Source organism: Acetobacteroides hydrogenigenes, assembly GCF_004340205.1.
Taxonomy (GTDB): domain Bacteria; phylum Bacteroidota; class Bacteroidia; order Bacteroidales; family ZOR0009; genus Acetobacteroides; species Acetobacteroides hydrogenigenes.
The window spans coordinates 36,353-57,256 of sequence record NZ_SLWB01000019.1 but is presented as its reverse complement, the minus strand read 5'-3'; the positions used below and the strand labels follow the sequence as shown (position 1 = coordinate 57,256).

At 32.6% G+C, this 20,904-nt stretch carries 20 protein-coding genes; all 20 read right to left on the bottom strand.

What is annotated here, in order from left to right:
- Positions 1–5 precede the first annotated feature (5 nt).
- Complete coding sequence (locus tag CLV25_RS14865) at positions 6–389, bottom strand: GxxExxY protein (protein WP_131840456.1); 384 nt, start codon at positions 387–389, stop codon at positions 6–8.
- A gap of 39 nt (positions 390–428) precedes the next feature.
- A complete protein-coding gene (gmd, locus tag CLV25_RS14860; protein WP_131840455.1) occupies positions 429–1,586 on the bottom strand; it encodes a GDP-mannose 4,6-dehydratase in 1,158 nt (385 codons plus the stop codon).
- 339 nt (positions 1,587–1,925) lie between these two features.
- A complete protein-coding gene (locus tag CLV25_RS14855) occupies positions 1,926–2,198 on the bottom strand; it encodes a nucleotidyltransferase domain-containing protein (RefSeq protein ID WP_131840454.1) in 273 nt (90 codons plus the stop codon).
- Between the two features lie 40 nt (positions 2,199–2,238).
- The gene (locus CLV25_RS14850; protein ID WP_131840453.1) at positions 2,239–2,649 is read right to left on the bottom strand and encodes a nucleotidyltransferase substrate binding protein; all 411 of its coding nucleotides are present in this window, start codon (positions 2,647–2,649) and stop codon (positions 2,239–2,241) included.
- Between the two features lie 389 nt (positions 2,650–3,038).
- Entirely contained in the window at positions 3,039–3,707 is a 669-nt protein-coding gene (locus CLV25_RS14845) for a sugar transferase (protein ID WP_131840452.1), read from the bottom strand.
- A gap of 65 nt (positions 3,708–3,772) precedes the next feature.
- On the bottom strand, positions 3,773–4,981 hold the full coding sequence (locus tag CLV25_RS14840; RefSeq protein ID WP_131840451.1) for a polysaccharide biosynthesis protein: 1,209 nt from the start codon (positions 4,979–4,981) through the stop codon (positions 3,773–3,775).
- 2 nt (positions 4,982–4,983) lie between these two features.
- Entirely contained in the window at positions 4,984–6,201 is a 1,218-nt protein-coding gene (locus CLV25_RS14835) for a DegT/DnrJ/EryC1/StrS family aminotransferase (protein WP_131840450.1), read from the bottom strand.
- A gap of 6 nt (positions 6,202–6,207) precedes the next feature.
- On the bottom strand, positions 6,208–9,120 hold the full coding sequence (locus tag CLV25_RS14830) for an FAD-binding and (Fe-S)-binding domain-containing protein (RefSeq protein WP_131840449.1): 2,913 nt from the start codon (positions 9,118–9,120) through the stop codon (positions 6,208–6,210).
- A gap of 14 nt (positions 9,121–9,134) precedes the next feature.
- Positions 9,135–10,100: a Gfo/Idh/MocA family protein gene (locus tag CLV25_RS14825; RefSeq protein WP_131840448.1), complete on the bottom strand. Its 966-nt coding sequence runs from the start codon at positions 10,098–10,100 to the stop codon at positions 9,135–9,137.
- A gap of 28 nt (positions 10,101–10,128) precedes the next feature.
- A complete protein-coding gene (gene wecB / locus CLV25_RS14820) occupies positions 10,129–11,205 on the bottom strand; it encodes a non-hydrolyzing UDP-N-acetylglucosamine 2-epimerase (protein ID WP_131840447.1) in 1,077 nt (358 codons plus the stop codon).
- Positions 11,206–11,207: 2 nt separating this feature from the next.
- Complete coding sequence (locus CLV25_RS14815) at positions 11,208–12,422, bottom strand: glycosyltransferase family 4 protein (protein ID WP_131840446.1); 1,215 nt, start codon at positions 12,420–12,422, stop codon at positions 11,208–11,210.
- Positions 12,423–12,424: 2 nt separating this feature from the next.
- Positions 12,425–13,471: a DegT/DnrJ/EryC1/StrS family aminotransferase gene (locus CLV25_RS14810; RefSeq protein ID WP_131840445.1), complete on the bottom strand. Its 1,047-nt coding sequence runs from the start codon at positions 13,469–13,471 to the stop codon at positions 12,425–12,427.
- On the bottom strand, positions 13,468–14,364 hold the full coding sequence (locus CLV25_RS14805) for a hypothetical protein (RefSeq protein ID WP_131840444.1): 897 nt from the start codon (positions 14,362–14,364) through the stop codon (positions 13,468–13,470). Before CLV25_RS14805 ends, CLV25_RS14810 begins: the two co-directional genes overlap by 4 nt.
- On the bottom strand, positions 14,351–15,163 hold the full coding sequence (locus tag CLV25_RS14800) for a polysaccharide deacetylase family protein (RefSeq protein ID WP_131840443.1): 813 nt from the start codon (positions 15,161–15,163) through the stop codon (positions 14,351–14,353). Before CLV25_RS14800 ends, CLV25_RS14805 begins: the two co-directional genes overlap by 14 nt.
- Positions 15,163–16,131 (bottom strand): GNAT family N-acetyltransferase, encoded by a 969-nt coding sequence (locus tag CLV25_RS14795; RefSeq protein WP_131840442.1) that lies wholly within the window; start codon positions 16,129–16,131, stop codon positions 15,163–15,165. The genes CLV25_RS14800 and CLV25_RS14795 overlap by 1 nt, the downstream gene beginning before the upstream one ends.
- A complete protein-coding gene (locus tag CLV25_RS14790; RefSeq protein WP_165877104.1) occupies positions 16,106–16,864 on the bottom strand; it encodes a PIG-L deacetylase family protein in 759 nt (252 codons plus the stop codon). Before CLV25_RS14790 ends, CLV25_RS14795 begins: the two co-directional genes overlap by 26 nt.
- Complete coding sequence (locus CLV25_RS14785) at positions 16,851–17,957, bottom strand: glycosyltransferase (protein ID WP_131840440.1); 1,107 nt, start codon at positions 17,955–17,957, stop codon at positions 16,851–16,853. Before CLV25_RS14785 ends, CLV25_RS14790 begins: the two co-directional genes overlap by 14 nt.
- A complete protein-coding gene (locus CLV25_RS14780) occupies positions 17,935–18,507 on the bottom strand; it encodes a hypothetical protein (RefSeq protein ID WP_165877103.1) in 573 nt (190 codons plus the stop codon). The genes CLV25_RS14785 and CLV25_RS14780 overlap by 23 nt, the downstream gene beginning before the upstream one ends.
- Before the next feature lies 1 nt (position 18,508).
- On the bottom strand, positions 18,509–19,612 hold the full coding sequence (locus tag CLV25_RS14775; protein ID WP_131840438.1) for a glycosyltransferase family protein: 1,104 nt from the start codon (positions 19,610–19,612) through the stop codon (positions 18,509–18,511).
- Entirely contained in the window at positions 19,602–20,903 is a 1,302-nt protein-coding gene (locus CLV25_RS14770; protein ID WP_165877102.1) for an O-antigen polymerase, read from the bottom strand. The genes CLV25_RS14775 and CLV25_RS14770 overlap by 11 nt, the downstream gene beginning before the upstream one ends.
- Between the last annotated feature and the right edge of the window lies 1 nt (position 20,904).

The window sequence follows — 20,904 nt, the reverse complement described above, 5'->3', positions numbered from 1 at the left end:
TTATGCTAAGGGTGCGAATTTATAGCTCGTTTGTACTGTAGGGACTTTGCGCCAAAATTGACAAGTATACCAAGTTTCTTTCCTGTTGCTTTAAGGTAGTTTATTAGCTGTTTTTCCTGCGGTTCAGATATAAAAGATGCAGACTTTATCTCTACTACAATCTTTTCGTAGCAAATAAAGTCTGCAACATAATATTTTCCCAACGATTCACCCTCATAGAAAACAGGCAACTTTACCTGTGAACTAAACGGGATATTTTGTGAAGTAAACTCCTTTTCTAATGCAATTTGATAAACTACCTCAAGAAATCCAGCCCCAAGCGTACGATGCACCTTCATACATGCACCGACTATCTTGTAACTTTCCTCCTTGTACAGTATATCCGACATCAATTCGCGAGATTAGGGATAATTAGCGTAATTAGGGATTTATTCAAAGTAGTTCATCACCTGATATCCACCCTCCTTAAGGTAGGCATCCTTCTTGAAGAGCTTGATGTCTGACTGCATCATATCTTCAACTAGTCCCTTAAGATCGTACTTAGGTTCCCAGCCTAGCTTTGTCTTCGACTTGGTAGGATCACCTATTAACAAATCAACCTCGGTTGGACGGAAGTATTTAGGATCGACACCAACAACCTGCTCCTGGTTGGCAATACGCTGCTTCATTGCCTCTAGGTACTTTTCGCCTACTCGCTCAACAAACTTAGTCTCATCTACGGCAACAACATGTCCGGTTTCGTTAACGCCCTCACCGCGGAAGTCGATGGTTAAGCCAGCTTCATTACCTGCTAGCTTAATGAACTCGCGAATAGAGGTGGTTATTCCTGTTGCAATAACGTAGTCGCTAGGCTCATCTTGCTGAAGAATCAGGTACATTGCACGAATGTAATCCTTGGCATGCCCCCAGTCGCGCTGCGAGCTAAGGTTACCCATAAACATCTTATCCTGCATGCCCAATGCAATACGGCTCATGGCACGAGTTACCTTACGGGTTACAAAAGTTTCTCCTCGTATTGGCGACTCGTGGTTAAATAGAATACCGTTGCTTGCATGCATCTTGTATGCCTCACGGTAGTTTACGGTAATCCAGTAACCGTAAAGCTTTGCAACAGCGTATGGAGATCGTGGGTAGAAAGGTGTAGTCTCACTTTGTGGCACAGCCTGCACCAATCCATATAGCTCGGATGTTGATGCCTGATATATTCTTGTCTTTTCGGTTAATCCAAGTAAACGAACAGCCTCTAAAATACGAAGCGTTCCTAATCCATCGGCGTTACCAACGTATTCGGGAGTCTCGAAGCTAACATGCACGTGGCTCATTGCTGCGAGATTGTAGATTTCATCGGGTTGAACCTCCTGAATAATACGGGTAATATTCATGCTATCGGTCAAATCGCCATAGTGAAGGATAAAGTTACGATTCTCCACATGTGGATCTTGGTAGATATGGTCGATTCTATCGGTATTAAACAACGACGACCTACGCTTAATACCATGTACAATGTATCCTTTCTTTAATAGGTATTCCGATAGATAGGCACCATCTTGACCTGTTACTCCGGTAATTAATGCAACTTTACTCATAATGTTAAATTTAAACCAAAAACTTTCTGATAGACATCTAATCCTGCAAAGGAGTCTATCCTCAAAACACGCAAAAAATAAATGTCAAAACTACTCAATAAAATGAATGATAAAAAATGAAAAATGAAAAATCAGAACACGGATTTCACTGATTTAAAGGATAAACACAGAGTTTTTTTGTGAAGGGTGAGGCGTGATGGGTGAAGAGGGAATCGTGACAGGTGATGCGGGAAGAGTGAGTCGGGAATCGTGATACTTCTTTTTTTTCAACCACAAAGTTTTCAAAGGAATAGCACAAAGGGTAGTTTGTGGAATTTGTGAGAATTCGTGGAATAAAAATTATTGTCTGGCATAAATTACAACTCCAACCCTATCGATATGCTCTTTAAGGTCTGCATTGGTTATTTGATTATACACAACAATATCAAAATGGTAAGGGAGCGGAGATTCTTCGTTTAAAACAAATGATATATCGCGAGCAATGGTATGGCTTATGTTTCCCCCAAATAAAGCAACATCAACATCACTCCCATTACGGTATGTTCCCTTGGCTCTACTCCCAAATAGAACACATTTTTCGACTTCGCTAAAGCTCGAAAATACTTCTGCCATAAGCTCCAGATCGGATAAGCGAAGGCCAACCGATAATGCACTATACTCCTTCTGCATTCCTTACTTGTTCAAGCTTCTTTTGCAATTCTAAAACCATTGGGTAGTAGGATTCGCGAATTAACCGTTCCACTTCTATTGCCGTTTCCTCCTCGTAGGTATGAGCTGTTAAGTTACGATCTTCCAATGCCTTTAACCAGAGATGGCCATCATCAACAATACCTATCTCGAAGGCCTTCTTAATTGCAGAGCGAGGTGAGTTTACCTCGTCGTACCCAATCTCGTTAAGGTAATCCTTTAAGGTCTTCCATGCTAGCACAAATGTCATCTCAAAGAATTGGATAACCCCAGCACGAAGAGTTATGTTATTCGATGTGTCCTCGAGCAAGCTTACAGAAAGGCTACTAATCGCCTTATTCAAATTGTTAAACCGCTGAATCCAACGCGTATCCATTTGTTTTTATTGTAAAGATAGGGATTTTTTGGTGATGAGTGATGCGAGAATGGGAAAAAGGGAATAGGGAGTAGGGAATCGTGAATAGTGATCTTGTGATCAGGAACATGAAAGATGAAAAATAATGCAGTGATGCGTGATGCGTGAGCGGGGAATCGGAAATTGTGAGTAGGGAGTAGGGAAATGAAAATATGAAAGGATGAAAAATGAAAAAGAAATGCAATGAACCGTGATGCATGACGAATGATAAAAAACTTTTGTAAACCTGTGATCTCGGTATCTCTGACTCTCTGCGTTTAGCCTCTAATTGGTGCCTATTTATGGATAGATAAAATAAAAAAAGCCGCAACGTTGCGGCTCTTCTTATTCAATATCTTATTAGAAAGTTGTTAGTAAAACTTCGGTTTCTCAGGTAAATTTCTTAGCAACTTATACTGCAGGTTGCTTTCGGGAAATACGATTACCCATGCGGTTAAGAATATCAATAAAAAATCTACATATAGAGATCTATTCTCTAAATACCATTCTTCCAGTTTACCTTTATAGGGAGCAATCTGCTTGATATAGCATTCCGTTGCATCCATTGATGATTCGCTTAGGATTTTCTCTTCGTCACGAAAAACAATAGAACCAATGCCTGTTATTCCAGGCTTTGCATTATATATCACCTCCTGAATATGCTCTGGATATCTATAAAAGTCAACTTCCATTTGAGGACGAGGACCAACTAAGGACATATTCCCAATAAGTACGTTTACTATTTGAGGTAACTCGTTAATCTTAGTTTTACGAAGAAATTTACCCATTGGTAAAACACGAGAATCGCCACGTAATGTTAAACTTCCAGTTCCCATATTTGGACTATTCTTCAGCATGGTTGCAAACTTCCATATTTGAAACCGCTTATTCTTGTATCCCACTCTTTTTTGAAGGTAGAACACCTCATGCTCACCTGTAAGTAAAAGTAAAATGCAAACAGGAATCAAAATAGGAGACAATACTAGTAAAGCAACAAATGCTACTATAAGATCTACAAGGCGTTTAAGTAATAGATACATATATTATGCGTGATGCGTGATGCGTGATGCGTGAATTATAAAATTCTGCAATATATCATCACAAATTACATTTTTTGGTCTAGGTTTTTACCTGTTTCTATATGATGAAAATTTGGAAGAAACTTTGACATTTCCGCCACAATATCCTCCTTTTTCAAATCAGATTTAGTAAACACCTTATTCAAGCCGTCTATAATAGTGTTAATTGCCTCAAAACTTCTTTTTGGAGCATTCTTTACTATACCAAGGGCCTTGAATGATGAATTATCCACAACTTCCTCTTCTGTAAAGAATTCTTCGAACGATTTTTCACCTGAAGTGTCAGATTTAAAGTAGTAAACCGGATACTTTTTTATTTTGCCATTTAAATCTAACGCCTTTTTGCGAGCCTCTTCTTCAGTTTGGCAGTAATCTGGTTCATATCCTAGCGACTCAAGGAACCTATCGGCAATGCAGGAGAAGGTCATCATATGCTCGTTGGTCAACTTTGGAAAGAAAATATCTCCACTTTTACCTAAAACACATGCCATTAAGCAAATTTGACCTGATTCTTCGGGAGAAACAAAGTAACGCTTAACATCCGAAGGTGAAGAGAAAGGTTGCGACTTCATCAACCTATCGATAAAGCCAGCCAATAGACTACCATTCGAAAAGGCTACATTGGCAAAACGTGCAGTTGTAATCGGATACTTTGTGGAGTAGGCCATAATAACCTCTTCCATAATCTTCTTACTGCCACCCATTATGTTCACTGGATTAGCAGCCTTATCGGTGGAAACACAAAAGAAATGTTTTGGAGGAAACTCAACCAAAAGATCTAGTAACTTACGAGCTTTAATTACATTATTCTCAATTAAAGCTTGTACGGAATAGATATCCTTTTCGCTACGTACATGCTTATGTGCTGCAAAATTGGCAACGATGTCAAATGGTCCTTCCCTCCTGAATATCTTTTCAAATATTGGATCTGAAAAGTTAATCGGATAGGTTTTATAATCATCAGGCACCTTTAAGCCATAAGTGCTGCGAAGATCGCGAGTAAGCTCCGTTAGGCCATTCTCGTTAACATCAAAAACGTAAAGCTTCGATGGCTCATATTTAAGCAATGCACGAATATACGATGCCCCAATAGTTCCGGCACCTCCGATTACCAATACTGATTTATCCTTAATTTCTTTTGTAAGCAGATCATGATTTGCTTCAAGATCTGCCAAAAACATACTACTATCTCTTTTCGTAATGTTTTCGGATATAAACTTGCTTACGTTTATCATTGCTATTCGATTACTTTATTATATGCATCAACAACTGTTGATATTACTAGATCTAATTGATCTTTTGTAAGTCCATTATATATCGGTAACGAAATTTCATTCTTATAGAGCTCATACGTTTGAGGATAGTCGCTTATGTTATATCCTCGTGACTTGAACAATGTAAGCATAGCCATTGGTATATAGTGAACATTTACACCTACACCACTTTCGCTAATAATCTGGATCATTCTATCACGTTGCTCCTCTGAAAAATCCTTTACTCTTAGCATAAAAAGATGATAGGAAGATTCCCTTAGATTATCTTTATGAGGAGGGATAATAGCCCAATCGTATTGGGATAATTTTTCAACATAATAGCTGAAAATCTCTTTTCGTTCGGGTAATAAGGTGCTTCTATATCTCCTCATTTGCGAAAGGCCTACCGAAGCACAGAGATCAGGCATATTAACCTTTAATCCCTGATCAATAATATCATACCGCCAAGCTCCAGGCTGATTCTTCTCGAATGCACTTTTATTTTGTCCATTCAGTGCGAGAGCCCTTAAATACGTCAATTCTTTAGCCTGATCGAATTGTTCTGGAAGGTTTAAAACAATAGCTCCTCCCTCTCCTGTTGTAATATTCTTTACAGAGTGAAGAGAAAATACAGTTACATCAGATAGCAATCCGCTTTCAATACCATCGAAGGTTGCCCCTAAAGAGTGAGCCGCATCTGAAATAACAAGTATTCTGTCCAACTTTTCTTGAGTAGGATTAGAAGGTGTAAATAGGCTTTTTACTTCTTTATCCTCTAGCACTCTTTTTATTGCATTATAATCGCAGGGCCAACCACCAATATCAACAGGAAGGATTGCTTTTGTTTTAGATGTAATGGCAGACTTCAACTTTGATTCATCAATTGTAAAATCGTCCTTAACATCAACCATTACAGGTGTTGCACCCATATTTAATGCACATAGAGCTGTTGCACTATAGGTATAAGCAGGAATAATGACTTCATCTCCATAGCCTATCCCAAACCAACGTAACATCAGCATTGCGCCCGATGTCCAAGAGTTTACGCAAAGCACTTCGCTAGCATTACAAAACTTTCGAATTTCTTCCTCAAGCGTTCTTGTTTTGGGACCAGTTGTTAACCAACCTGTGTTGGTTAATGTATCTTGCATCTCTTTTACAACATCATCATCGATGACAGGAAGTGAAAATGGAATTTTCATATATCTTTATTTTTTAAGTGCTTCATATAATACTTCTATTGGATGTACCGCAGATCTTCCGGTACCATCTTTTATATGATGACGACAACTAGTGCCTGGTGCTGCAATTACTACATTAGCAGAAGCGTTACGAACTGCAGGAAAAAGAACCAACTCCCCAATAGCCATAGAAAGGTTATAGTGCTCTTTTTCATAGCCAAACGAGCCTGCCATACCACAGCATCCCGTCTTCAACTCCTGAACTTTATAGTTTACAGGAAAACTAAGGATAAACTTAGTAGCCACAGTTGTTGCAATAGATTTTTGCTGGCAATGCCCATGGAAATGAATTTCACATGCTTCATCAGTAAAATGTTCTTTTACTATGTTTCCCTTCTGCATCTCATGCATTAGAAATTCATCAATCAAAAATGCATTACGAGCAAGTTTTTTTGATTTATCTCTATTTTCAGGTAGAGATAAATCTGGATATTCATCTCGAAATGAAAGTAAAGCCGAAGGTTCTATACCAACTAAAGGGGTGCTTTCATTAACTAATAGACTTAGCAATTCAATATTTCTATTTGCAATTCGCTTTGCAGTTCTTATAAGCCCCTTTGAAATATAGGTACGACCACTTTCATAATGATTCGGTATTACCACCTCATATCCTAAATGCTGCAATAAAAGGATAGATTTAATTCCTACTTCTACATCATTGTAGTTAGTAAACTCATCGTTAAAGAAAATAATTTTACCCTTTTTATTGGAAGTTGCTAAATTGGTACTTCTAAACCACCTCTTTAATGTTGTTTTATATAATAATGGAAGGGTACGCTTATCACTAAAACCCAACATACGCTGTATTGGTTTTGCAATAACCTTTGTTCCCATAAAAAAATTGGTGATCAAAGGAGCAATACTTCCAAATTTATAAATATAGGTTATATAAGCAACCATGCGAGAGCGTAACGGAATGCCATTTACATCATAATAATGCTGTAAAAATTCGGCTTTCAATTTTGCCATATCTACGTTTGAAGGGCACTCTGATTTACAACCTTTACACGATAGACATAAATCCAAAATCTCATACAATTCCCTACTCTCAAAAGGTTTATCGCTATGAGTAAGAATCTCGCGAAGCATGTTAGCACGAGCCCTAGTTGTCTTACTCTCATCCTTCGTAGCCATATAACTCGGACACATAGTACCCCCTGCGAGTTTGGTCTTTCGGCAATCCCCCGAACCATTACAACGCTCTACAGCTCTGAGCAAGCCATCCGAATCAGAATAATCAAATATTGTATCAAACACCTTCTCCTTAACTCCAATAGGATAACGAAGATGCGTATTCATCGAAGGTGTATTTACAATTTTATTAGGATTGAATATATTTTGAGGATCGAAAGCCTTCTTTATTTCTTTCATCATTTTGTAGCAACGCTCACCAAACATGATTGGTATAAATTCGCCTCGAAGACGACCATCACCATGTTCTCCACTTAATGAACCTCGATGCTTCTTTACCAAATGGGCAACATCAGTTGCTATCTCCCTAAATAGCTTCACATCTTTAGGGTCCTTTAAATTTAGTATCGGACGAAGATGCAATTCTCCACTCCCAATATGAGCATGGTAAACACAATCGAGACCATATTTATCAAGCACCTTTTTAAAGTCTTCCATATATTCAGGAAGCCTTTCCGGAGTAACTGCTGTATCTTCTATTACAGAAACAGGTTTTGCATCTCCCTTCATATTCGATAGAATGCCTAATCCTGCCTTACGTAAACTCCAAACTCTGGCAATATCATTTCCCCAAATTATTGGATAATGATAACCATAGCCCTGTTGCTTCAAATCTGCAACAATCGCTTTATATTTTGTTACAACATCATCTTTGACCGCTTCAGCAAGCTCCACTATTAATATTGCAGCAGGTTCGCCTTCAACAAAGAAGCGATTGCGGTTTTGTTCAATATTATCCCTAGTAAGATTGAGGATATTCTTGTCCATTAGCTCTACAGCTGTTGGACCATATTTTAGTGCTATAAGATTTGCAAGAAAAGCCTCTTCGAGCTTATTCAAATGAATACAAATTACAGCTTTCTCAGCTGGAGGAAGAGGAACTAGATTTAGTTTAGCCTCGGTAATTAAGCCTAGAGTGCCTTCGGAACCTGCTATAATTGAACAAAGATTAATTTTTTCGCCGCTATCGCAAAAGGTTTCATTATCCATCAGCAGATCGAGCGCATACCCCGAATTGCGACGCTTTAAGGATGGTTCTGGATACTGCTCCCTTACCTCCTTTCGGTTTTCTTCGTCAGATAAAATCTCAAATACTTTTCGATAAATATCTCCTTCAAGCCCTTTTAATTTTAATCTTTCGTTAAATTCAGCCTTCGAAAGCGGTTTAAAATGCGCCTCTGTACCATCGGCTAAAAGCATCTTTACCTCTAATAGATGGTCACGAGTACTACCATACACAATGGAATGTGAACCACAAGAATTATTTCCGATCATGCCCCCCATCATACAGCGATTAGCAGTAGATGTCTCAGGACCAAAAAATAAACCTGCTTCCTTTACTGCAAGATTTAGCTCATCGAGAATAACACCAGGTTGTACCCGAACCCATTGCTCATCCTTATTTATTTCTAGTATTGAGGTAAAGTATTTAGAAATATCTACAATAATACCATTCCCAACAACTTGCCCCGCCAATGAGGTCCCTGCTGCACGAGGTATTAATGATAAATTATTCTCAACAGCAAATTCTATTATTCTACATAAATCTTCAGCATCCTTAGGATATACAACACCTAAAGGCTTTTCCTTATAAGCAGAAGCATCAGTGGAATAGATAATTTTATCTATCTCACTGATGCTTATTTCGCCCTTTAAAAAAGGGGTTATTTGGTTTATTAAGTTTTCCAATTCCTAAAACTTTCTTACCAACCAAAAGGATGAGATGCTAATTCCAACTTAGCAAATGGATGATAATCTCCTTTTAAACCTTGAGGTTCAGCATGGCGGATATCGTGAACTATTTCTATAGCGGTTCTTGCCTCTTTTAATCCAAATCCATTACCACTAAGAATATCCTTATAGGTTTCGGTATGAAGTTCTGTAAATCCATCACTAAATTCGAACTCAGAACCTTCGATAGTCATCGAGCGATAGGTGCGCTTGCCTGCTAATTTAACCTCTTCAGGTAAAGTATCGTAATTAATACTTAAGAAGTATCTTACACGAGCTTTCTCAAATTCAAGATATCCAGATACCCTATCATGAGAGCTAACATGAACAACATTTTGCTGCACTTTACCGAATATCCAAGAAAGCATATCATAAAAGTGAACCCCAATATTGGTAGCAACTCCCCCACTACGCTTTACGTCTCCTTTCCATGTGGTATAGTACCAATTACCTCTAGAAGTAATGTAGGTAAGGTCAACATCGTACTTAGTATCGCGCCCTTCACTATCAATACGCTCTTTTAATGCTTTAATTGCACTATGAAGTCGAAGCTGAAGCACATTATAAACCTTATGTCCAGTTTCTTTTTCAACATTCATAAGCGCATCGATATTCCAAGGGTTTAGTACGATTGGCTTCTCGCAAATAACATTTGCTCCTAAGCGTAAACCATAACGAATATGAGCATCGTGTAAATAGTTTGGTGTACATACCGAAACGTAGTCGACCTCCTTATCTGTTCCCTTATTTTTAGAGAGATGCCTATCAAACAGCTCAAATTCGGTAAAAAAAGACGATTCAGGGAAAAAACTATCCATTATACCAACGCTGTCAAATACGTCGTAGGCTGCAATAAGATTATTCCCAGTATCCTTCATTGCCTTTAAATGACGAGGGGCAATAAAACCTGCGGCTCCAATTAGTGCAAGATTCTTCATTTTAAGTATTTTGGTATTAAACTCTTATCTAAGAATTAAATTCTAACAACTTTTCTAATATTTTTTCACCAGCATTCCCTCTTCCGTATAGGTAATCGGATTTTTCTAAATCACCAGATTTCAACCTACTCTCAACTTCGTTAACTATCTTATTATAATCACTACCAACTAAGGAGTTGTACCCATTATTTACCAATTCAACCCATTCTGTTTCATCCCTTAGCGTTATGCAATACTTACTAAAAAAGTATGCCTCTTTTTGCAAACCGCCACTATCGGTCATTACCAAACTACAATTTTTTAATAGATGAACCATTTCAAGGTAACCAACTGGCTCAATAAATTTAATTTTTGAAGTTTCAAACGAAAAGCCTATCGCACTTAACTTCATTCTTGTTCGAGGATGAAGAGGCAAAACTATATCCATAGTTTGAGATATTTTGTTAAGAGCATCTATAATGCTTTTAAGTCTTTGGGGATCATCTGTATTCTCTGCTCTATGAATGGTACAAAGTATATAATCAGAAGGAGTCTCAAGATTACCTATTTTTGCCTTAGAAGAGTAAAATATTGCAGCATCCTGCATAACATCACCAATATTTACAATATCAGCATCAATGTTAGCATATCCTTCCTTCAACAAATTTTCTATAGCCTGATCAGTAGGACAGAATAGTACATTACTTACCCTATCAGTTAATATGCGATTAACCTCTTCAGGCATTTTCATATTAAAAGACCTTAATCCTGCCTCAACATGTGCTACTTTTATATGTAATTTAGTTGCAGCAATTGCTCCCGCCAATGTAGAATTAGTATCACCATATACTAAAACCCAATCTGGATTCTCTTCAAGTAACACCACTTCTATTTTTTCGAGCATCTGACCTGTCATAGCACCATGACCAAGACCATTAATATTCAGATTATATTTAGGTTTTGGTATGCTCATCTCCTCAAAAAATACATCCGACATATTAGTATCAAAATGCTGACCCGTATGAACTATAACCTCCTCTACCTCGTCGGATTTTTGAAAAGCCCTACTTACAACTGCGGCTTTTATAAACTGAGGACGAGCACCTATTACTGTTACAACCTTCATATCTATAATGATTTAATTATATCTAAAAACTGTTTTGAAAGAACATCGTAAGCATGATGTTTTAAAACATACTCATGTCCATTATTACCATATTCTTCTAATAATCTTTTATTTGATTTTTTTAACTTCAAAATTGCATCAGCAATAGCGTTAGAATTATCAGGTTCTACATAAATACCACATTGGGCATCCTTAACAATATTATTACCAGCATCAATTGCTTGAACAATTGGTTTACCAGCCATCATATAGTCAAATATCTTATTGGGGCTAATACCAAATCTGAAAAGTGATTGTCTTTGTAAACCAATATACAGAACATCCATTTCTTTTAATAATGATGGTATTTGATATTTTGTAATAGGAGGTAAAAAGAATACATTACTTATTTGCTTTTCTCTTGCATATAAAATGAGATTATCCTTTTCCTGACCTGTACCTACAAGAATAAGCGATATATTCTCATCTTTTAATGCTGAAACTGCATCAATAACAGCGTCAAGAGAATTTGCAATGCCGTGAGCTCCAGCAAAACCAACTAAAAATCTATCTTTCTTAAGCGTTTGAATTAATTGGGAATGTTCTTTAGGCAGTTTTTCAACACGATCCCAATCTGCTTTAACAATGCCATTAGGCACACAATAAAACTTTTCTTTGCTTAGCCCATGCTCCATCATATGTTCTAATGCACAAGGAAGCATAGAAACAACAGCATCACAGTGCTTATACGCATAGTTTTCTGCCCATTGCATTAATTTTACAAATGGATGTTTTGTTGACATACCACCTAATTCAACAGGAGATAATGGCCACAAATCGTGTACCTCATATATATATTTTGCACCAGTTTTTTTTGAAATATACCTTGCGATAATATTATCCAGCGGATATGTAGAAGATGCGATAACGACATCTGGCTTTCCTGCTTTTATCAGAGACTTATACTTTAGGAAAATCTTAAAAACGAAAATGAACATCGATAGTACCCTACCTATACCATTCCCTTTATACCTATTGCATTTAATCCAATAGTAGTCTACACCATCAATATTCTGCTCTCCTGCAAGTGGCTGCTTTTTTCTAAGATGCGAATAAGTAGCCCCTACAATTTTAACTGTATTACCCTGAGATAACCATTCTTTTGCCAAATAGTACGGCCTAAATTCCATCCCTAACTCAGGGCTTCCTGCATAATGATTAATTAAAAGAATATTCATATCTAATTATTAACAATTTTTTCAAACTTATAAAAATAATAATCATTAGAAAATAATTTGTATGGAATAAATAAGATATGATCAAGTATATAGTTTGTATTTTTAGAAGAATCAAAAATGTATGTTCGATCATAATACTTTGCATGTTGCTTACAATTATTCCAAAGTATAAATGCTTCAATTTTATTTTTAATCAAATTGTCAAAAATAACATCTCTTTTAAACTTACTCTCAAAAAAAATTGGAAAATAAGAATATGTAATTAGAGACTTATCATTATTGACAAAAAAAGAATATCTTTTTAATGATTTTTCACACAATTCAAAATTAACAATCAGATTATTTAATAAAAACAAATAAAACTTATTTAATCTATGAGGCACAATCTTATTGTAATGCCTATTCTGATCATTTTTTCTGCGATACAAAACAATAGGATAAAAAGTAATATAAATAAATTTATATTGAAGTAAATATTTAAATAAAATAAAACTAATTTTTTTCACATTATCCATCCAATTTAATGTATTTAATTGGATATAATCATCTTTTAAATTACTATACATTGTATTAACATAAATCCCCCCCCCGATACCTAATGCAATTGGTTTATGAAAATTAAAACTAAAAATTGAAGCATCCGAATGTCTATCTCTCTTGTAAAATTTTACATTTACATGACTACAATCTTCCACAATAATCAAATTAGGATAAAGTCTCTTAATTTCACTTATCGAATTATTAACTACACCAAAATAATGAGTTACAATCAAAACATCTAAATCCCGAGGTATTGATGTAAAATCATCGTCCAATCCTAGATCTAAAAAAACAATATAACAATCTGCTTCAATTATACTATTATAAACAGAAGAACAAGTATAAATAGGAACACCTACTCTTAACTTTTGACCAATATGTCGCAAAAAGAAAACAAGACATTCTGAGGCTGAATTAAGAAAAAATACATTTTTACCACTAATAGCATTCGATTTTTTGCGACTAAACACATCTCTTAATCTCAATTCTTTACCAAATTTTGGTATCATTTGGAAATATATTTTAAATATGCATAATAAATAGTCCGTTCTTTATATAAGTGAACATATTTATCATACAATTTAGATTGCAATAATCGGAACTTACTTAATACAGATATTATTTTATACACATATCTATTAATAAACAAAGAATAAAAATCAGACAAAAGTAATATTCTAGTACATTTTACTTCATCAAAAAGCATACCCTTCTTAAAATGATCAAGCCCTTCTTTCTCCAAAAAAGATGATAAACCATATGAGATATTAATGCTCCCTTCCTTTGTTATTATTTCATTTATAAACGTATATAAAATCGTATTCATAGGATAACAAGAAGAATACTCTTTATCCATAAAAGGATGATAAATATAATATTTCCCATTCACAAAAATAAAAATGATATAACCAATTAATTTGTCATTTATATAAGCACCTTTAATAGTCACATCAGAAGTATTTTTTAATATTTCAATATAAGATGACCATTTCTTCTTATTTTGCAAATAGTCCACACTCCTATTATGTCTTTTGAGTGTTTCAATATTCAAATACAATCCTCTCTCATAAAGATCAATTAAAGTAGGATTTTTAATTATACAGGATTTAAGACCTTTTCGTATTTGATTTCGAACCTTAGAATTGAACAAATTAATATCATAAGATTCACCAACAAATAAAAATTCACTAGAATTATAAAAAAAAGGTACTTCGGTCTTAAATAATGCATACCTAACTCTTTTTTTTAATAAATTCAATTCTTCTCTTGAAGGAAAAATATTATCTAATGAAGGTATAGAAATAGCACTTTTATCATCTCTAACAATCCAACTTTGATTACTAATTGTTAAAATATTGTGCCCCATTTTTTTGTTTAATTCAACAAAATCACTTGCATTCATTACTTTCTATTTCTTTAATAGCGTCAACATATGAGATAAACTCAAAACCCTGATCTTTTAAAAATTTAATCAACCAAATATACCAATCTTTCCACAAAGAAAAACTATCATCAAAATATCTATCATGAAACAAAACTGTTAGATATTGAACTTGCTCTTCTTTTGCTTTTTGAATGATATTTATTGTTCTCAATTTAGCCTCTTCAATTGAAACATCACTGAATTTTCGGTTTCCACAAACTACACCATCCATTATATGTAAAGGGAATTCATACATATTACCAATTTTGTATACATCTTTAATCATCATTAAAGAACTATCATACATATAACCAACAGCACTTAGATTTTTGAATGTACTTTCATTTGTTCTCAAATAATGCATTCTAATACCAAAATCAACATCTTTAATTATAGATTTGAATTTTTCAAACTCTATCGTAATATCTTCATAATTTCTATAATTAATTCCATGAACACCTACTTGAATTTTATTTTCATGAAAAAATTCAATCCATTTTCTTGCTTTCTTAAAAGAATATGATAATCCTTTCCCATTATTAACCCCAATAAAAAAAGTTTCTTTAACCCCATTTTTTAAATTAAAGGCATGAATTTCTTTAATATTTTGCCATTTATTAAGAAACAACTTGAAAAATCTATCAAAAAATTCCTTTTTTGATAGATGCCCCGTAATTAATTCAATAAAATTACGGATCAAAAACTTGGGTAAAATCAAATCCTTAAAATGATCTGTTACAGACAAATGATCAATATCATGAGAAACTATAACCTTCATTAGAACAATCTCCTTTTTTTAAATTTTAAAAGAACTTCAAAAAGCAAAAAACTTTTATTTACATATGGGTAATAAACTAAATCACCACCAAAACCTCTAAAATACTTTTCAATTTGAGGTTGCATTGATCCTTCAAAATCAAAAAACTTCAGCCCTAATAATTTTGAATACTTTATAGCTTCATCAATACATAAGGGACCTGCACCATGATGTTTTAAATCATTATTATAACCACTCAATAAATAATATACGGTATTCCTATCGTAAATAAAAAAACACGAGGAAAGTTCTACCCCATCTTTATCAAAAGCTGTAAAAATAAATGAATTATTATGATTATAATTAGTCAGCAATTTTTCAATAAAATATATATCAACGCTTTTACTTTGCCTATTAAAAGTATTTTTTATTAACTTTAATAAAACTTCATAGTCATCTGTTTTTTTAATTATAACATTGTCTCTTTTTGCTTTTTTTATATCATTTCGTCTCTCTGGTGAATAAAGTTTTTCTATTTCACTTAATGAAAGTCCCAAGTCGATTTTATAAGTATAAAGCAAAGAAACTTTGTAATTATTCCATAAAAAAGGTTGTAAATCTTTATAGTTTGGATTAAATGCAACTGAAAACAGAATAATATTTTGATTATTTACATAATTAACAAGAAGTGTTGTTAATTGTTTAATGAACGAATTCCGTTTCGAATTATTTTTATTTTCTTTTTCAAAGAAAATATCCACATGTGGACTAAAAGGAAAACCTAGCAACAGATTCCCAATTAAAGTTTTTCTTTTGTAAAGAAACACTCCACCTATCAATTTACCATCATTTTCATAATATCCCAATTTTAAAACATTTTCAGCATTATATAAATCGATCCATCTTTTACTTGAAAAAACAGTACCATATTTATCTGCTAAATCGAATAAATAATCTAGTTCATTAGTTGCAACTTCCCTTAACTCCATTCTGCATTACTGTTGATTTATAAAAAGTATAATACTTATTACCCTTACGACGATTTATTAACTCATTGTCAAAATCGATATAAATCTGAGTTTTAAACCGATATAGAGCCCTAGTCACTTTTCCAAAAGGAGCAACTGAAAAATGAGTTACGTTCGAATAATCAATTTGATTTGAGTGAACATAATACTCATACCTTTCTACATGTTTATGATTTAAAATAGAATCTGAAATCTGAAAAAGAGATTTATGATCAGGATGAGGATCATTTGAATAAGGTACAAAAATAGCATTAAATTCAATTTTAGAAACTGCATCTAAAACATCACGAATTCTATTTGAAATCTGTTGGTCTGGTATATCCAAATAATTAATACTTAACCAATTATTATTACTTTTTAAATCATTAAGAGCCAAAATACTTTCTTGACTTCTTTTTTTTGAATATAAAAAATCTGACTTGCAGTTCTTAACTCCTCCTCTAGCACCATCACTTATATATAAAATATTTAGGTCAATACCACTTTTCAAACAATAATAAATTAAACCAGAACATGCTAAAATCTCATCATCAAAATGTGGAACTAAAATAAGAACTTTATCAGTATTTGAAAAAGTCAACTCTTTACAAAATTCTAAACGTTTAATCTTATTAGGTATAAACAAAGAGCATAAAATCCCCTTTATAAATCTAAACTGAAAATGAAACCATTTTATAATTCTATAGATCTTCATAGATATCATTATAAATCTTAATCATATTTTCAACAGAAATATTCCAATTGTATTTTTGAGCAACAAATTCCCGACACTTTTCCTTTAATAATGCTTTATTGGGATTAAACAAAAGATCTTCCACCTTTTTAGCAGCTTCTTCTACATTGCAATTATCTACAATATAACCTGTAACTCCATCTTTAACTACTTCAGGCAGTCCCCCAACTGTAGAAACTACAACGGGAATTCCACATGATTGAGCTTCCAATGCAGAAACTCCAAAACTTTCTTGTCGTGATAAGGTAATAAAAACATCTAAAGAATTATAGTAATCAACTACATATTCATAATCAACTACACCTGTTAAAATAATATCTTTTTTATAATTTGAACTAGATATTAATTCTAATATTTCATTATAAAAATTTTCATCATTATATCCTCCAACAATCAATAATTTTATGTTTTTCGTAGGGTTTCTATATTTTAAAATATTAAACATTTTAATCAGATAATCAGTTCCATATGTTTTTTCTATAAATTTAACTGTTCCTACAACATATTCTGCATCAATTTTTCTTACATTTTTCATGCAAAATCTTTGAGTATTAATACCAAACGGCGTTACAAATACATCCTTATTCGTATATTTATGTAATTCTAGTTTCATAGAGTTACTTGTAGATAGAATTATATCAGCCGATTTTATATTATGTTTAAGAATATACTTATGAAAAATAGATTTTTTAGGAAACGTAAAGACATCAGATCCCCAAAACGATAATATTTTTCTTTTATGTCTTAGCAATGATAATACAAATCCATAACTAGTAGCATAATGTGCATGAATGATATCATACTTATTAAGAATAAGTAATCTATAAAGTTTCCATAAAAAAAAAGCATAACTCAATTTATACAGATTAAATCCTTTAATATTTGTTTTCGCCTTTTTAATATTGCAGTTAAATATTCTAACATTTTCAGAATATTTTTCAGGTGAAACATATGTAAATGAAAAAACATCAATTTCACAACCCTGATTAGACAAAGAATTAGCCCAATTAATAATATGAGAGGCACTTGCATCAGCAAGTAACAATATCTTCATTTTTAATGATTTTAGAAAAAAATAGAATAGTCTTTATTTTAAAAGAATATTGCAAAATAAAACAAGCCTTTTCAATCCCTTTTATAGAAGGAATGTTTTTTTTATTTACAACAATAATTTTATCCAAATCAGGATATTTATTGCATATATATTTCAAAACATAAGGATATATTCCTAGACCTCGAAATTTTGGATTTGTTTCACAGTAATGTATCAAACATTCATTACTTTTAAGATCTAATTTATATGAAAAATGAATGTCTTCATTATAAGGTCCAAATAATACCCAAGACCTATGACAACAGATACCATTATAGAAAGCTATGTAACCGTCATTCCCTTTTAAAATCTTACTATTTAACCAATCTATTTTTTCTTTATCTTCAAACAATGCCAATTCTTTTATATTTTTATCACTAACTTTTTCAATGGTAATTTCATCTAATAATTCAAGTGAATCACTCCTGACATATTTATACACAAGCAATTCGTCATTTGAATAAATTTTATTAAAAAAATATTCAAATATTACTCTCAATTTAAACATCATATCAATTTAACAATAAATTTTTAACTCGTAACGCCCTTTGATGCCATGTGATTTTATGCATTATCCGCTTTATGTTATCTACTTTTTCTTTAATAGCATCTGGATTACATTTTAAATACAACAACAAATCATTTAATTCATTTTCAGAATAATTTATCGTCCAACCAACATTATATTTATCAATAAAATCGGCAATAGTATTGCCTTTTACTCCAATTACAGGTAATTCAAAAGATAAATATTCAAAAAATTTCACAGGAACAGAAAAAGAACGATACAAAGACGGCTCAATAAACAAACAAGCAATATCATTAGTTAAATATATTTCTTTCAACATCTCCCCACTATAATGCAAAATTCGAATATTAGAATTCAAAAAAGTTCTATAATAATCAAAATTCTTATCCCAATCAACTTTTCTACAACAGACATTCAATTTATAATCACAACTAATTGATTTCATCAACAAATCGATTCTATATAATTCACTTATATCACCAACATATATCAACTGCAATTTATTTAAGTTCTTGTTTTTAATCAAATGCTTATCTTCAATTTTATCTACACCTGGAGGTAATTCGTCAATTGTAATATCAAATTTATATGGGATAAAATCCTTCATACGCAAAGATGGTAAAAAAAGTACATCAACTATTCTATTATAGATACGAAGATCAAGCAAATAAAAAAATCTTAAATATAAATATTTAATAAAATAAATATTTTTCTTAAAAAAATCAAAATTCCAATATATATCTCTATAAAATAGGGCTATCTTTAATTTATTTCTTTTACAAAAGAATAGAAAACTAAAATCAAGGAAAGGGAAAATTGGAAGATGACATTTTTCAGTCAACAAAGTAGGAGTAGTTGATGACTCTGAATAAACAAAGTCATATATAACTCCATTTTTAATTTTCTGTTTAACTTTTTTTATTTTTTGCTTCCTTTCATTACCATATCCACAAACAACATCAACATTATATCCAATCTCTTTAAAAGCATTAATTAATTTCAAAGGTCGCACCTGACTTCCAGAAATTGGATTATTAAAATCAATAAAATCTGGAAGATGAAATATCATCCGTTTATTAGTACTCATTCAAATATTTTTTTAAAGTAAAACCTGCAGAAAGTATTAAATACAAAATCATTAATATTATAAGTAAAACGGGGGAGTATATATAATCATTAAAACCTCCTGTCATAGATCCAAAAACAGATAAATAAGCATAAATCCCTAATACTATAGGAGTTTTTTTACTACGTATAATTATATAATTATATATAGTTCCAATCCATACCCCAACATAAATAGGACTCAACAATATTCCTAATAAGCCAAAATTAGCCCAAGCTTCACCTATAAATAAAGTATTACCAACACCAACAATCCCATTTTTCACAGCTTCTGGATAAATAATCATCATATTTATTCGAGCTGCTCTTTCATTAAAATCTATACCAACTAAATTAGATATTGGTTTTGATATAGAAGTAAATCCCAAAAAATCATGTTGCTGAGGATATATTGCTAGGCATTCATAAAAACCTGATAGTTGACTCAACAAAATCCGTCCGCCAATACCTGAATTATACGAAAAAAGTTTAAAAATATCAACTTCATTTGTAATAAATAAATAAAATACAATTAAAACAACCAATAAAATAATAGACAGATAAACGAGTGTTCGTTTCTTAATACCACCATTAATCAATACATACACAAATACATAACCTAATACAAAGGTTATTAGCGGCCCCTTTTCCAAATTATAAGTTAAAAATAACACACTTAACAAAAACATCAAAACACACCACAATTTATCATTATTAGATTTACTAATCATATAATATCCATATGAAATATAAGCTAATACAGGTGTTAATGCTAAACCAAAAACATTAATCAAATATTGATTTCCCTGAAAATTTCTTGAACTATCAATCCTGAAAATCAACATCTTCAAAGGATCCGCACTAGTAAACATCTTATAGAGCCCTACTTCCTTAATATAAAACAACAAATAAACATAAGTAAACAAAGATATAAATGACAATAAGTACAAATATATTTTAAGGTAAGAATCGTTTTCACTAAGAGACGTTTCAAGTTTTTTTTGTAAAAAACAATCAAAATAATTTAAAAGAATTTTTTTTGTAAAAAATAATTTAGATATTAAAATACCAATCGGTACAAATACCATAGTATACATTACAGATAACCAGCCATAAAATCTTATTGATTGATCTGAAATGTTTGTTATTGAGTAATGATGGTCAATATTATAAACAACCAATACAGAACCTACCCAAGAATAAAGAACTAATTGTAAATAAAAGGCATACGACACCATGTTCAATTTTGGCAAAGACATTGAACCTGAAGCCATT

Bases quoted from the DNA above. Each gene is read 5' to 3' on its own strand.
- CLV25_RS14865 (WP_131840456.1), bottom strand. From the start codon at position 389: ATGTCGGATATACTGTACAAGGAGGAAAGTTACAAGATAGTCGGTGCA.
- gmd (WP_131840455.1), bottom strand. From the start codon at position 1,586: ATGAGTAAAGTTGCATTAATTACCGGAGTAACAGGTCAAGATGGTGCC.
- CLV25_RS14855 (WP_131840454.1), bottom strand. From the start codon at position 2,198: ATGGCAGAAGTATTTTCGAGCTTTAGCGAAGTCGAAAAATGTGTTCTA.
- CLV25_RS14850 (WP_131840453.1), bottom strand. From the start codon at position 2,649: ATGGATACGCGTTGGATTCAGCGGTTTAACAATTTGAATAAGGCGATT.
- CLV25_RS14845 (WP_131840452.1), bottom strand. From the start codon at position 3,707: ATGTATCTATTACTTAAACGCCTTGTAGATCTTATAGTAGCATTTGTT.
- CLV25_RS14840 (WP_131840451.1), bottom strand. From the start codon at position 4,981: ATGATAAACGTAAGCAAGTTTATATCCGAAAACATTACGAAAAGAGAT.
- CLV25_RS14835 (WP_131840450.1), bottom strand. From the start codon at position 6,201: ATGAAAATTCCATTTTCACTTCCTGTCATCGATGATGATGTTGTAAAA.
- CLV25_RS14825 (WP_131840448.1), bottom strand. From the start codon at position 10,100: ATGAAGAATCTTGCACTAATTGGAGCCGCAGGTTTTATTGCCCCTCGT.
- wecB (WP_131840447.1), bottom strand. From the start codon at position 11,205: ATGAAGGTTGTAACAGTAATAGGTGCTCGTCCTCAGTTTATAAAAGCC.
- CLV25_RS14815 (WP_131840446.1), bottom strand. From the start codon at position 12,422: ATGAATATTCTTTTAATTAATCATTATGCAGGAAGCCCTGAGTTAGGG.
- CLV25_RS14810 (WP_131840445.1), bottom strand. From the start codon at position 13,471: ATGATACCAAAATTTGGTAAAGAATTGAGATTAAGAGATGTGTTTAGT.
- CLV25_RS14805 (WP_131840444.1), bottom strand. From the start codon at position 14,364: ATGAATGCAAGTGATTTTGTTGAATTAAACAAAAAAATGGGGCACAAT.
- CLV25_RS14800 (WP_131840443.1), bottom strand. From the start codon at position 15,163: ATGAAGGTTATAGTTTCTCATGATATTGATCATTTGTCTGTAACAGAT.
- CLV25_RS14795 (WP_131840442.1), bottom strand. From the start codon at position 16,131: ATGGAGTTAAGGGAAGTTGCAACTAATGAACTAGATTATTTATTCGAT.
- CLV25_RS14790 (WP_165877104.1), bottom strand. From the start codon at position 16,864: ATGAAGATCTATAGAATTATAAAATGGTTTCATTTTCAGTTTAGATTT.
- CLV25_RS14785 (WP_131840440.1), bottom strand. From the start codon at position 17,957: ATGAAGATATTGTTACTTGCTGATGCAAGTGCCTCTCATATTATTAAT.
- CLV25_RS14780 (WP_165877103.1), bottom strand. From the start codon at position 18,507: ATGATGTTTAAATTGAGAGTAATATTTGAATATTTTTTTAATAAAATT.
- CLV25_RS14775 (WP_131840438.1), bottom strand. From the start codon at position 19,612: ATGAGTACTAATAAACGGATGATATTTCATCTTCCAGATTTTATTGAT.
- CLV25_RS14770 (WP_165877102.1), bottom strand. From the start codon at position 20,903: ATGGCTTCAGGTTCAATGTCTTTGCCAAAATTGAACATGGTGTCGTAT.